Origin of the sequence: Methanolobus sp. (assembly GCF_016278365.1) — an archaeon.
GTDB lineage: Archaea > Halobacteriota > Methanosarcinia > Methanosarcinales > Methanosarcinaceae > Methanolobus.
In genome coordinates this window covers 79,500-92,472 of sequence record NZ_JADQBZ010000005.1, presented here as the reverse complement: position 1 = coordinate 92,472, position 12,973 = coordinate 79,500, and the positions used below count along the sequence as shown (strand labels likewise).

11 protein-coding genes are annotated in these 12,973 nt (G+C 44.4%); 6 read left to right on the top strand and 5 right to left on the bottom strand.

The features are described from left to right. Positions 1-95: 95 nt before the first annotated feature. From QZZ22_RS05535 to QZZ22_RS05520, 4 genes are all read left to right on the top strand, one after another. Positions 96-896: an undecaprenyl-diphosphate phosphatase gene (locus tag QZZ22_RS05535; RefSeq protein ID WP_292463289.1), complete on the top strand. Its 801-nt coding sequence runs from the start codon at positions 96-98 to the stop codon at positions 894-896. A gap of 83 nt (positions 897-979) precedes the next feature. Then, complete coding sequence (locus QZZ22_RS05530; protein ID WP_292463287.1) at positions 980-1,291, top strand: DUF134 domain-containing protein; 312 nt, start codon at positions 980-982, stop codon at positions 1,289-1,291. A gap of 90 nt (positions 1,292-1,381) precedes the next feature. Beyond that, positions 1,382-2,215: an Mrp/NBP35 family ATP-binding protein gene (locus QZZ22_RS05525; RefSeq protein ID WP_292463286.1), complete on the top strand. Its 834-nt coding sequence runs from the start codon at positions 1,382-1,384 to the stop codon at positions 2,213-2,215. Between the two features lie 91 nt (positions 2,216-2,306). Next, positions 2,307-3,026, top strand: coding sequence for a hypothetical protein (locus QZZ22_RS05520; RefSeq protein ID WP_292463285.1), 720 nt, complete (start codon positions 2,307-2,309; stop codon positions 3,024-3,026). On the opposite strand, the gene QZZ22_RS05515 is transcribed toward QZZ22_RS05520, so the two are convergent. After that, positions 3,001-5,004, bottom strand: coding sequence for a PAS domain-containing sensor histidine kinase (locus QZZ22_RS05515; protein ID WP_292463284.1), 2,004 nt, complete (start codon positions 5,002-5,004; stop codon positions 3,001-3,003). The genes QZZ22_RS05520 and QZZ22_RS05515 overlap by 26 nt on opposite strands. 240 nt (positions 5,005-5,244) lie before the next feature. Between QZZ22_RS05515 and QZZ22_RS05510 the strand changes: the two genes are divergently transcribed. Then, entirely contained in the window at positions 5,245-5,673 is a 429-nt protein-coding gene (locus tag QZZ22_RS05510) for a polymer-forming cytoskeletal protein (protein WP_292463283.1), read from the top strand. 13 nt (positions 5,674-5,686) lie between these two features. Here the strand turns inward: QZZ22_RS05510 and QZZ22_RS05505 are convergent, their stop codons facing one another. The 3 genes from QZZ22_RS05505 to QZZ22_RS05495 all read right to left on the bottom strand — a co-directional run bounded on the left by QZZ22_RS05505 (position 5,687) and on the right by QZZ22_RS05495 (position 8,369). Next, positions 5,687-6,445 carry an ABC transporter ATP-binding protein gene (locus QZZ22_RS05505; RefSeq protein ID WP_292463282.1) on the bottom strand — a complete coding sequence of 253 codons (759 nt, stop codon included), beginning with the start codon at positions 6,443-6,445 and terminating at the stop codon, positions 5,687-5,689. Beyond that, a complete protein-coding gene (locus QZZ22_RS05500) occupies positions 6,446-7,273 on the bottom strand; it encodes an ABC transporter permease (RefSeq protein ID WP_292463280.1) in 828 nt (275 codons plus the stop codon). It lies immediately after the preceding gene. Between the two features lie 82 nt (positions 7,274-7,355). After that, complete coding sequence (locus QZZ22_RS05495; protein WP_292463279.1) at positions 7,356-8,369, bottom strand: ABC transporter substrate-binding protein; 1,014 nt, start codon at positions 8,367-8,369, stop codon at positions 7,356-7,358. A 151-nt stretch (positions 8,370-8,520) separates the two neighbouring features. On the opposite strand from QZZ22_RS05495, the gene QZZ22_RS05490 reads away from it, so the two are divergent. Next, on the top strand, positions 8,521-9,048 hold the full coding sequence (locus tag QZZ22_RS05490; RefSeq protein WP_292463277.1) for a helix-turn-helix domain-containing protein: 528 nt from the start codon (positions 8,521-8,523) through the stop codon (positions 9,046-9,048). Between the two features lie 23 nt (positions 9,049-9,071). On the opposite strand, the gene QZZ22_RS05485 is transcribed toward QZZ22_RS05490, so the two are convergent. After that, positions 9,072-12,965: an S-layer protein domain-containing protein gene (locus QZZ22_RS05485; protein WP_292463276.1), complete on the bottom strand. Its 3,894-nt coding sequence runs from the start codon at positions 12,963-12,965 to the stop codon at positions 9,072-9,074. Positions 12,966-12,973 lie beyond the last annotated feature (8 nt).

Here is a 12,973-nt window from a genome sequence, read left to right as displayed (position 1 = left end):
AATTTTGTGAATATTAGTATATAGTTTCACCCATATGAGATAAATCAATAAAGACCACCCAATATATATATACAAAAAAATCAGATAAGAGCAGAATGTTAACACTCTATGAGGCAGTAGTGGTCGGAGCAGTCCAGGGGATAGCCGAATGGCTTCCGATAAGCAGCGAGGGCATGACTACCCTTGTGATGATAAATATTTTTGATAAGACACTTGGTGAAGCCCTTCCTATCTCTTTATGGCTGCATACAGGAACCCTTCTTTCAGCATCGATATATTTCCGAAAAGATATTAAAGGCATTCTGGAAAATATACCCCATTATATCCGGAGTATGGGCTCCCGCAAGGAAGAAGGTCATGCAGTCATAAGTTTCCTGACGATCTCAACGCTGTTAACCGGAATTGTAGGCCTCCCGCTTGTGATATTTGCCACGGGCCTTACAGAGTTCTCAGGTAAGATAGCAACCGCATTTATAGGATTGCTGCTAATATTCACGGGCATTCTGCAAAAAACAGCCCTTGGAAAGGGGCTCAAAAAAGAAGCACCTACATTCAGTGATTCACTGGTAACCGGGATAGCACAAGGCTTCGCCGCACTGCCAGGCATCAGCAGGTCCGGCATTACAGTCTCATCATTGCTTTTGAGAAATTTCCATGCCGTGGATGCTGTTAAGCTGAGCTTCCTCATGAGTATACCCGCAGTCCTCGTGGCAGACATAGGCATAGCAGCCATGGGAATGTTGACAATTGACCTGAACGCAGTAGTTGCAATGCTCTTTGCCTTCTTTTTTGGACTCATTACGATCGATCTATTCATAAAGATAGCACAGAAATTTGATTTTGGTAAATTCTGCATAGCGCTTGGAATAATAACTTTATTTGCATACTTCATCTGAATTTTCCTAAAATATACCCATTTGGGAAGAAATATATGAACCTTACCGGCAAATAATAAATATTGGAATATCCATGAATATAAGTGATGAAATGCAGAGGGAGACCAAAATCCCCAAGAAGAGTAGAGTGCTCTCCGGAAGTACTTTATTTCAAACCGAGGGGAGTACCGTTAAGTGAACTTGAAACTGTAGCTCTTGCAGTTGAAGAACTGGAAGCGTTAAGACTTGTGGATCTGGAAGGAGCATTGCAGGAAGAAGCAGCTTTCAGGATGGGCATTTCAAGGCGGGCATTTTGGGAAGATCTGCAGAGCGCAAGGAAAAAAGTGGCTTTAGCGCTGACAACGGGAAAGGCGATCGAGATATCAGGTGGCAGCTACATCCATACAGGTGAATAGTAGCACTGCTTCCGGTTCATATATTGCATTCCAGAAGAATTTATACTTAGCATCTAATACCAATCATATAATCATCAAAGAGGTTACCAAATGGCACAAACAATACAGAGCCCCCAGGACCTGTTACAGAAACCACAGGAATCCAGGCTTATAAAACAGATGAGGTCGATCAAAAAGAAGATAATGGTCATGAGTGGAAAAGGAGGCGTAGGCAAAAGCACTGTTGCCGCCAACCTTGCTGCGCGCCTTGCAGATCGTGGATATAAGGTAGGCCTTCTTGATGCGGATATACATGGACCCAGTATCCCCAAGATGTTTGGTATCGAAGACCAAAAACCCAGCGTTGATGAAAATGGCATAGTCCCGATACAGGTTACTGAAAATCTGAGTGTTATGTCAATAGCGCTCCTTGTAGAAGACAGGGACTCCCCCATTATATGGAGAGGACCTGCAAAGATGGGAGCCATTAAGCAGTTCCTGCAGGAAGTCTCATGGGGCAAACTGGATTACCTTTTCATTGACCTGCCCCCCGGAACTGGAGACGAGCCCCTGAGCATTGCCCAGCTGATAGAGAAACTTGACGGTGCGGTGGTTGTGACAACCCCACAGGATGTGGCCTTGCTCAGCGTAAGGAAATCACTCACCTTTGCCAGCATGCTCAAGGTCCCGGTCATTGGCATCGTGGAGAATATGAGCGGTATGAAATGTCCCCACTGCAATGAGAAGATCGACATCTATGGAACCGGAGGCGTCGAAAAGGCCGCAGCAGATTTCAATGTACCAGTATTGGGAGAACTGCCAATTGACCCAGCAGTAGCGACAATGGAAGATAACGGCAGAGTACATCTTGAAGGTGATTCAGACTTAGAATGGTTCAGGGAATTTAACCGCATTGTTGACAGTGTGGAAAATTTCAAACAATAATATGAGGGAGAGAATATCTCCCCCTTATTTCCTGTTTTATACATATGGTCTCCTGCAAAACAATAAATAACTGGCTGGCATCTATGCCGATATGTACTTCAAAAGTGAGATATCCTTTAACTGGCTCCTTTCCAGGAACATCCATGAGGTGAAGGAACTTTCACGCGCCATGCTTGCATGCCACCTCTGGGATATGAAGAGCGACCTGGTACCAAGGCTGATAAGGTTGAAAACCGGAGATTCATGGAATCATTCCCTGAGAGATACAGCCAGGGCAGCTTCAGCTCTTGCAGCTATTGGCATTGTTTACCCCGATGTGAGCGCATGGATACTGTCGAAGCAGAAAGGCAACTCATGGAATGAAGAAGTGTACGACACAGCCTATGCACTTATCACCCTTGCAGATATGGGAATAGCGAACGAGAGAGGATGCTCATGGTTGGTTGACACCTATGGACCAGCCTGGGAACATCCCGGAACAACAGCCCTTATACTGCAAGCTCTGATATCGCAGGGGAGATTGGAAGACAATGATACTCCCGACTGGAAGGAATTCATAAAGGAGCGTGCAGGATGGCTGCTTTCCCGGCATACCATAGGAGAAGCATGGGGACCTATCGCCACAAGTAACCTGGTCATGCAGGCTTTGCTGCTTGCAGGATACTCCCGACAGCTGGAAGAAGCGAAACTGTGGCTCATTTCCGGCAGGAATGCAAATGGGTCATGGGGGAAAGGCACAGGAGACATTACTGCGACGTCCCTGTCTTTGATAACTCTTGCTTACTTCAGAGAGGAGAACCTGAAGGAATAGGAGTCACTGGAAGGTATACATGAATTGTAGTGCCTTTATTCCGGATGCTCTCCAACCGGATACTGCCTTTATGGGCTTCAACTATCTTTTTGCATATATAGAGGCCAAGCCCGTTGCCTCCATATTTACGTGTTGATGAGCCATCCACCTGGTAGAAGCGAGTGAATATCTTTGGCATATTTGCCTCTTCGATACCAATCCCGTCATCAGCTATCTGAACATGTATGTTGCCATCTTCCACAATTGCAGAAATACTAATATTCCCTCCCGAAGGTGTGAACTTGATAGCATTATCGATTATATTCACAAATACATCAGTTAAGCATTCGAGGTCACCTTCTATCAGAGGAAGGTCACGAGGAAGATCCTTCTTAATCGTATGACCCTTACTTATCATCTCCGGTGAACGGTCACATATTGCAGATTCAAGGATCTCTGCCACCCGAAGAAGAACAAATGTATACTCAGCATTGCCACCTTCAGTAATGCTGACATACAGAAGAGAGTCTATAAGCCTTTTTAATCTCTCAGAGCTTAGAAGCACCTTTTCCATAGCATCTTTCTGACGCTCGTTAAGCTCACCAAGATCACCTTCGGCCATTAACTCACTGTATCCGCGTATTGGAATGAGAGGGGTTTTCAGTTCGTGCCGAAGATTGGAAAGGAACTCATCCTTCATACGGTCGAGGGACTTTAACTCGGTATTTGCCTTTGCAAGATCTTCTGCATACTTGCTCAGGGCTTTTTCTGCATTTTTACGCTCTGTGAAATCCTCAACAACGCACACACCACCCATGCGCTTGCCTTCTTCAGATATAACAGGACTGAACTCCGCCTTTATAGGCACAACCTTGTCAGAGAAAGGAGATATGAAATCATCTTCATACCTGGCCGGTATTCCTGAAAGCACCTGTTTTATACACCTCACCATAGCTTCATCTTTAAAGGATTCCAGCATGTTGAAGTTTATAATTGTGCTTATAACATTTTCATGAGCAGCACCGACTATCTTTACGAATTTCTCATTGCATTGCGTAATAACCCCTTTCTCGTCAAAATGGAAGATACCCAGAGGGGATTTCTGGAAGATCATGCGATATTTGTTCTTGGAAATGGTAGTCAGGCGTTCTTTCATCTTACGTTTGGAAATATCATTCAGGAAAGCGCCGTGGAAGACCTTGCCATTCATCCTAGTAGTACTGGCGGCAATCTCAAGAGGGAACTCACTTCCATCCTTCCTGAGGCCTGAAGCTTCAAAGATCCTGCCCATCACGGGTGATTTACCGATGGAAATTATCTGATCCCATCCCTCATGTGCTTTTTTGTAACACTTTGGCATAATGACCGTAAGAGGCTCACCAAGTATCTCGGCTTCCCCGTAGCCAAAAAGAGCAGTTGCCGCTTTATTCCAGAAAGATATTTTTCCAGAGTGATCAGAGAAGATTACCGCATATGTGGCAGAGCGAAGATAGGATAGCAGTCTTTCATTTTCTTGTATGTAATTCAGTTCGATTGCTTTTTGTCTGGAGATGTCGCTGCCTGCAAGTATAAAACCCGTGGGTGAACCATCATCATCTTTCATTAATGTGACATTCCAGGATATCAAAAGTTCCGAAGCATCCTTTCTGATTACCCTGGAATGCAAAGATTCTGTAATAACAGTGTGCCCGGAGATAATTTCAAGAAATGTATCTTTTAACAGATCCACGGATTTCTCGTGAACCAGCACATTGATCCAGTGCTTACCATTAAGTTCGTCAACCGTATAGCCCAGCAGGTTCTCAGCCATGCTGTTCATAGAAAGTACCCTGTGTTCACAATCTGTTGTAAGTATGAGAAAGTTCAACGAATTGAAAAAAGTCCTGGCCTGTTCCAATTTTCCGGGAAGGAGCCTGCTTTCCAGTACATAAAGAGGACCGTGTTCTGTGGAGCAATAAGCATTGCCTGTAGACTGGTATTCATTACTACTGTTGACCATACATGCACCCCGGTCCTTAAAAACCAACCAGATGTCCAAATTATTATATAAAGGCCCAGAAATATACAATTGTATATATGCTATTATATATAATACTTGTCATTAAGAGTAAGCCATACGCACTTATTTTTGAAAAGAGCAGATATTGATTCTAAACCACTTCATAAGTACCCGTGAAGGATGACCAGATACAATCAATTTATAATCAACGAAACTATAGAGTAAGTTCAGGTGAATTAGATGAGTTCAGATCTTAGATATCATAAGGCATCAAACACTTATATTGCCAGGAGGAGGTCCTACTTTGAGAATGATGTCATTATTGACGGGAACTTTATTGCCGGAGCAGCATCCTCTTTCTGGAAAGGCCTCAGTGTAAAGGGAACTCTCAAACTTGGAAAAGAATCTTCCGTGAGGGGAAATGTCAAAGCTGATGACATCGTTATCGGACCCGGATGTGAGATCAATGGTAATGTTGAAGCATATAGCGATCTGAAACTCTTTGATTCTGTAACTGTAAACGGGTTAGCAATCGCAGGCGGGACCATTTCGATACGTCCAGGATGTTCCCTGGGATTTGCCAGAGCCAATGCAACGCTTGAACTGATAGGGAAAGTGAATATAAAAGAAATAGAATCTGGCACGAAGATAATAGTACGCTCGGAGTGAGACCGAAAAACCATTATTTCTTCTGCTCTTCTGCCAGCAGTTTCAGAACACGGTTACGCAATTGATTGACTTCCATGCTTGTCCTGTCACGTAGCCGAGGGATGTCGACTTTTAGTATTTCCTTAATCTTTCCGGGCCGTGCGGTCATTATTACGATTTTGTCCGCAAGGAAAACGGCCTCATCCACACTGTGTGTGACAAAAAGGATAGTTATGTTCTTTTTTTGCCAGATATCCAGCAGTTCATGCTGCAATGAATTCCTAGTCTGAGCATCAAGGGCCCCGAAAGGTTCATCCATAAGAAGCACTTCGGGCTCATTTGCAAGGGCACGAGCTATTGCAACCCTTTGCTTCATACCGCCTGAGAGCTCATGGGGATAGCTGTCCCTGAACTGTTCAAGGCCAACCAGTTCCAGGTACTTCTGTGCCTCTTCAATTGCGTCCTTCTTTTGCACCCCCCTCATCTGGGGACCGAATATCACATTATCTATAACGGTCTTCCAGGGGAAAAGGGAATACTCCTGGAATACCATGCCTCTTGTAGGTCCCGGACCTTTTATACGTTCATTGTCAACGAAAACTTCACCGTCATCGGGATAGTCAAGCCCGGAAACTATCCGGAGCAGAGTAGTCTTCCCGCACCCGGAAGGACCTATGAAGCATACGAACTCCTTATCCCCAATATCCAGACTTACGTTATCAAGGGCCAGGGTCCGTACTATGTCATCTTTCACGAACTTCCGGGACACACCCCTTATACTTACCCTGCCCATTTACATCACCACTCCTGTTCGCCATTTAAAGAACTTGTCCTCAAGATATGACCTTAAGAGCCGGTCTATCAAAAGCCCCAGGAATCCCAGGAAAAGCATATAAACCAGCACAAAATCCATGTGATGTAAATAATAGTTGTGCCATATCTTGAATCCAAGACCGTTCCTGCTCACCCCAAACATCTCGGCCGCAACCAGACACATCCAGCCTACCCCCATAGCTATCCTGACACCAGCTGCTATTGAAGGTAGAGCGGAGGGTATGGCAACACGTCTCATAAGTTCACGGTCAGTGTTGCATCCAAGGACCTTTGCAGCTTCAACATATATCCTTGGAACACTTTTGAAGCCTGTGAATGTGTTGATTATTATAGGGAACAGAGCGCCAATGAATATCACAAATCCTGCGCCAAATGGGTTTAATCCTATCCAGATTATAGCAAAGGGTATCCATGCAAGAGGAGGTATGGGACGTATTATCTCAATCAATGGATCAAAAACTCTTTCAACAGATTTGAACCAGCCCATGAGCATACCTACCGGGATACCTATGGCCAGAGCGGCTATAAGACCGATAAAGAAGTGCATAAGGCTATAGAGAGTGTCAACCAGCAGCACCGGGAGCTCGAGATTCATAGAGAGGAAAGGGAATACACCCTGTCTTGAAACAGTAATAATGAACGCTGCAGCAACATCAGTAAAACTGGGAAGGAAAAATTTGTTCTGTACAATATAGACAGCCGTCACCTGCCAGATGATCAGCGCAGAAACCACAGATAATAATTCCACACTGTTATTCTTTAATCTTTGAAAGTTTCCTCTGACCATGATTCCTCTGCATAATTGAAAAGTATTCAAGTGAACGTTATCTTATCGTATTTAACAGTATTAAACTCATTATCCATAAAAATTATTGATCAAGAGCTTCATAGAAGCTCAGATCAAAAAGGTCGTCCTGTGTGAGTTGTCTGTTGATGGTTCCCTGTTCGTACTGAACCTGCGTATACTCAACTGTGGAGTTCACGATGACACCGGGGTCTGCCACCCATGTGCCATCCCAGTCTGCCAAGGATTTTTCCACAACCTGAACATCCCAGTCCTGATCAGCAGCAAAAACAGCGGCTGCTTCAGCAACATTCTCATTGTCGTATTCGATTGCACGTACATGAGTTGCAACTATCTGTTGTACTACATCAGGATGGTCGCGAATAAGCCTGCCACTGACTGCAACTACACAGCATGCATGGTCTTCCTTCATCTCCCCCGACTGAACTACTGACCTGCCGATACCCTGCACTTCTATCTCAGTTGGTGAGGGGTGCGGCAGAAACACTGCATCGACCTGACCAACAGAAAGTGCCGTTACTGCGTCTGCGGGACCCATGGGGAGGATCGTGACATCTGTATCAGGGTTGATACCATTGTCTGCAAGCCATTCCCTCAAAAGTGTGTCCTGTATGGTTCCCGGCGGGAATGTGGCTATCCTGAGACCTATTAGGTCTTGGGGACCTTCATAGGGTAGTTCATTGCGCAACACAATATCAGAGCCCTGTATCTGAGCAGCAGCAACAATCTTGGCATCGAGCCCACTGGCAATGGCTGCTACTACAGGTGCAGCACCGACATAAGCCACATCAATCTCTCCAGCAAGCATCGCGGACATCTCAGGAGCTCCTGTTGGGAAGAGCCGGTCGTTAATTGTCTGCACACCTAGCGGAGAAAGGTCTTCTTCCCACCATCCCTGATCCTCTGCAGTAAGATAGGCGATCTGATGAGTGCTGGGTTGGTACCCGAAGGTAAGTTGCGTCAATTCCTCTCCTGTCTGTGCCTCTCTTTCGGTACAGCCGGATATAATTACGGCTGACGTAATAAAAATAATAAGAAGCAAAAAAGCAAATGGCTTTGTATACCTTTTGGAATTCATGTTATCACCTTTGTTCCGTTTTTGGAAAGCATGACAATATAGATTATATATATTACCGTTAAGTCCATGTAGATGACCCAAAGGTATTAATATATCACATTACATTGCCTTTAAAGGATATATCTTTAATCATAACAGTAGTGTGGGACAAATGAATGCCGCTGATAAAGTAACTGATGCTGTCTTTGAATCTGACGAAAGGCTAAGGGAAGTGCTTTCAAAGGTCATAAAGGATGAACTTGGCCTTACTGCTCTGGAATTTGCAGAAAAGGCCGAGATACCCCAAAGCACCCTTTACAAGATAATGTCCGGAAAAAGAGAGCCAAATATGAAAACCCTTCGCCAGATAGTTAAAACTATAAAAAGGATAGAAGGGTCGGAGAAGGGGAATTTCATCGCCGTAATAGCTGCGCGGCCTGTGCTTGACAATATAAATGAGACGAAAAGAAAAATATGCGGGAATCTCTGCACCATCAGGGAATATTCGGCAACCTCCATGGAAGAAGCCATCATTGCAGCAGTGCGGGCTGAAAGGGATGGTGCCAAGGCTCTTGTCTGCGCACCTATCGTAAGCCCGACTGTCGAGAAGATATTAAGAATTCCTGTTGCCACGATAATGCCAAAAGACAGTCTTATAGAAGCGATAGAACTGGTGGCCAAGAAGATCAGTTTAGAATAAAAATAAAAAGAGATTTGGAGTTATCAGCGTTTGCTGATAAGCTCCTGCAATGTCTGTATTGCTTCGTCCACCTTTGCCTGGGCAATTTCTGCAGTCCAGCCTCCAGCGGTGAAGAGGTATCCAAGACCACCTACAACAACCACTGCGATGGCTCCAAGCACATACCAGATAACTCCCGACTTCTCGAATACCTCATAGGTCGTGGTCAGGTCAGCGACCTTCACAACATAAGTGCCGGGTTCTTTCTCCGCATGCTTGAACTCAAGAACCTCGGATTCATCGGTTCCAAGGCTAATAGTTCTGGTACCTACAACAGTGTCATTCACCTTGAGGTCAACAGTATAGTTTCCTGCAGCATTACCGATATTCTTGACATTAACACTAATGGTTGCCTCCTTACCCTGCTTAATATCAAGCGGAGTTATAGAAAGGCTCGTGAACTCGAATTTTGCTGCAATCTCCTTGACATCCAGATTCATTGAAGCATCAATGAATCCACTCTTCACTGCTGTCAGCTTGTGCATACCAGGGTCAGTTACAGTATAAGCAATCGTTCCATCGGATGATGTAGAGCCAATTGACTTACCATCATAAGATACCGTAGCACCTTCAACAGGATCTCCTCCTATTGCCTTGAGTACAAAGAAGGTCACTGAAGATCCTTCATATACCTCTTCAGGAGAGACTTCGATAATAATCTTTCTTGAATCATCGTCCGGAGATATTACTTCAAGTTCACTGCTTCCTGAAGCATAGTTGTCCTTGGATGCTGTGATCTGAAGCTTCCCTATAGTTGAAGCTGTATATGTGATCTTACCTTCATCGTTAGTTGTTCCGATTGTGGAACTGCCAGCCTTCACAGTGGCATCACTTACTGCTGCACCGCGAGAAGTGACAGTGACTGTGACCTTGTCACCTTTTATTGCAATGGACTTGTCAAGGCTCACACTCAGTGACTGGGAAGGTGTAGTAGTGACTTCCACATAAGGGTAATACCTCACAGTATTGGAGTCATCAGCGACATTGATACTGACATCACCCATTAATGCTATGGAATTACCTTTTGACAGGGAAATGGAATCCTTGTTGGACATTGTTATGCTGCCACCTATACCTGTGACTTCCATTTTGCCGAAGGTATCGCCATCTTCAACCTCAAGATAATCTTCCGATATCTGGAAGATACCTTTTACGAATACGGCATTTGATTCTGTTCCACTGAATATTGAATCGAAATGAATCGCAATTAGAGGAACATCATCGGAATCGCCAAGATCTGTCTCATAGATGTAAGTGCCACTTCCACTGATAATTGAAGTGTCTACTTCATCACTGTCCTTTGTAAGTGTCACCATCACCTTGTCGCCGTTCTTGTCAACCTGGACGATGTTAAGAGTATATCCTTCCTCAAGAATGAGTGAGGAACCGGAATACACGGATTTCTTGTCATCCTCATCAATAAGAACCTTGGAGAGCAAACCATCAGAAATGATATCCACGCTGCTGCTGCTACCGAAAGCACCTGAGGGGTATCCTGCGAAGTATTTCTCGGCCATGAAACCGATGACATTGTACTTGCCCCAGGCAGAGTGCTCAAATGAAACTTCTTCCGGAGTGGTGGTATATACCAGATCCCCATCATCTATGGTCCTGCCGTTGATGGCCTTGAGCTCAAGCTTCTCTGTCTGTATACCTTCATCGATATCATAATAGAAGCCTTCGAAGTTCAGGGGTGTCCACGTGAGCAATTCGGCACCTTCTGCCACAGTACCACGAAGCTCATATGTACCGGGAGAGGACATGTCCACAAATGGTGCAAAACGCAGGGTGTTCGAATCGGCTACTATGAACTTGATTTTACCCATGATATCAATGGTCTTTCCTTTAGAAAGAGAAATAGAGCCATCGTTCTTCATCTGGATATAATCGTCGCTGAAGCCTGTGATTTCCATTTTGCCGTAACTTCCACCATCTTCCAGCTCTACGTAATCCTCTGATATCTGGAAAATACCCTGAATGAATACAGCATTTGATTCTGTGCCGCTGAATATGGAGTCAAAATGGACAATTATTATAGGAACATCATCGCTGTCTCCCAAGTCTGCCTCATAGACATAATCGCCGCTTCCGCTGATAATTTCACTGTCAAGTTCGTCACCATCTTTTGTGAGAGTCACAAAGACCTTATCACCATTCTTGTCAACCTGGACAATGTTGAGCTTATAGCCGTCCTCAAGGGTTAGTGAGGAACCTGAATATACGGATTTCTTGTCATCATTGTCAATCAGGACCTTGGAAAGCTGTCCGGAAGATATCAAACTTACAGTGCTGACACCATTGATATTAGTTATTGAGGACTTATACCCTGCAAAATACTTCTCGGCCATGAAACCGATAACCTGATACTTGCCCCATGCAGAATGCTCGAAGTTACTATCAACAGGCCTTGTTTCGTACACAAGATTTCCATCATCTATGGTCCGTGAAATATCAGTGATATTCATTGTCTCCGAGCTGAAACCGGTTTCCAGGTCGTAGAAGAAACCGGAGAAGCTCCTTGCATCCCATTTGTAGGTTGTTGACTGACCTGCATCCTCATCCCATATACGGTCACCTGTGAAGTAGGTCTTTGGATGTATGATGATAGTTGCAGAAGCAGTGCTTACAGGATTGGTCCCATCAGACATATAAAAGGCATATGTATGGTTCCCCTGTGCAAGTGTAGTATTATACGTATATTCTATACCATTGGTTGCATCATTATCTGCACTATTGACCTTAGACATTGTCTTGTTGACACCATCTATCTGGACATAACTGTATGTCGGCAATTGGTTGTCGGAGTCTGTGTAAGTAACATTGAAATAAATGAGTCCACCGATAATGAAATTGTTAGCCCCGGTAACAGAAGCATCTGTAAGAGTAGGAGCATGATTTGAAACATCTACATCAAAAGTACCTGCCCCCACCGGGCCTATGTTATCTGAACCCACTGTTGCCTTAAAACTGTATGAGTGGCTTCCAACAGAGAAAGTATCACTGTAAGTATATTCTTTCCCGTCAGTTGTAGTTACATCAGTTGCATCAACCTCACTCATACCATAATCAGTGCCATCGATAGTGACTGTCACAGAACTGGCAGCGTCGTTATCGGCATCCGTGAAAATTGCGTTGAAGACGAATGTTGTAGAAGGAGTGCCGCTAACAGAAGAAATAGTTCCTGACAGTGAGGAGTCAGAGTTTACAGGAAAAGTGCCCTCAGAGGTAGGAGTAGCTGTGGTTGTACCATCTGATGCTGTGAAACTGTATGTGTGAGAACCTGCAGCAATGCTTGAATTGGAGAGCGTGTAACCTTTTCCGTCAGCCGTATTTGTGTCTGCAGGATCGGTGGCTGTCATTGGATAGTTAATACCGTCAATTACGGCATTTACATAACTCGCGCTGTTATTATCGGCATCCGTGTAGGTCACCGTGAACACGAACTCAGTTGCAGGTGAACCACTGCTTGGAGTGACCAATGGAGAAGACAGCACCGGTGCAGTGTTTGCGACAGCAAAGGTGCCTGCCCCATAAGGATCAACTGCGCCGTTTGAATTACTTGTAGAGAAAGCATAACTGTGAGCTGGATTTACAGAGAAGCCCGATCTTTCGAATCTGTAAGCTTTCCCATCAACAGTATTGACATCTGAGGGGTCAACTTCTGTCATTGGGTAAGGAATAGTATCTATAGTAACGTTAACAAAACTTGCACTGAGATTATCAGGGTCAGTGTATGTAACTGTAAAAATAAAGTTTGTTTCTACAGTACCGCTTCCCGGAGAAAGACCTTCATCAGAAAGAGAAGGTGCAGCCATTGCACCACCTGTGAACATGAGCAATATCAGTCCAAATAAAAGCAGCCGAATGTTTTTATTCATTTTTGATC

What these genes read in the sequence shown, in the direction of transcription:
- QZZ22_RS05515 (WP_292463284.1), bottom strand. Translation starts at nt 5,004, where the DNA reads ATGGTCAACAGTAGTAATGAATACCAGTCTACAGGCAATGCTTATTGC.
- QZZ22_RS05510 (WP_292463283.1), top strand. Translation starts at nt 5,245, where the DNA reads ATGAGTTCAGATCTTAGATATCATAAGGCATCAAACACTTATATTGCC.
- QZZ22_RS05495 (WP_292463279.1), bottom strand. Translation starts at nt 8,369, where the DNA reads ATGAATTCCAAAAGGTATACAAAGCCATTTGCTTTTTTGCTTCTTATT.
- QZZ22_RS05490 (WP_292463277.1), top strand. Translation starts at nt 8,521, where the DNA reads ATGAATGCCGCTGATAAAGTAACTGATGCTGTCTTTGAATCTGACGAA.
- QZZ22_RS05535 (WP_292463289.1), top strand. Translation starts at nt 96, where the DNA reads ATGTTAACACTCTATGAGGCAGTAGTGGTCGGAGCAGTCCAGGGGATA.
- QZZ22_RS05520 (WP_292463285.1), top strand. Translation starts at nt 2,307, where the DNA reads ATGTACTTCAAAAGTGAGATATCCTTTAACTGGCTCCTTTCCAGGAAC.
- QZZ22_RS05525 (WP_292463286.1), top strand. Translation starts at nt 1,382, where the DNA reads ATGGCACAAACAATACAGAGCCCCCAGGACCTGTTACAGAAACCACAG.
- QZZ22_RS05485 (WP_292463276.1), bottom strand. Translation starts at nt 12,965, where the DNA reads ATGAATAAAAACATTCGGCTGCTTTTATTTGGACTGATATTGCTCATG.
- QZZ22_RS05505 (WP_292463282.1), bottom strand. Translation starts at nt 6,445, where the DNA reads ATGGGCAGGGTAAGTATAAGGGGTGTGTCCCGGAAGTTCGTGAAAGAT.
- QZZ22_RS05500 (WP_292463280.1), bottom strand. Translation starts at nt 7,273, where the DNA reads ATGGTCAGAGGAAACTTTCAAAGATTAAAGAATAACAGTGTGGAATTA.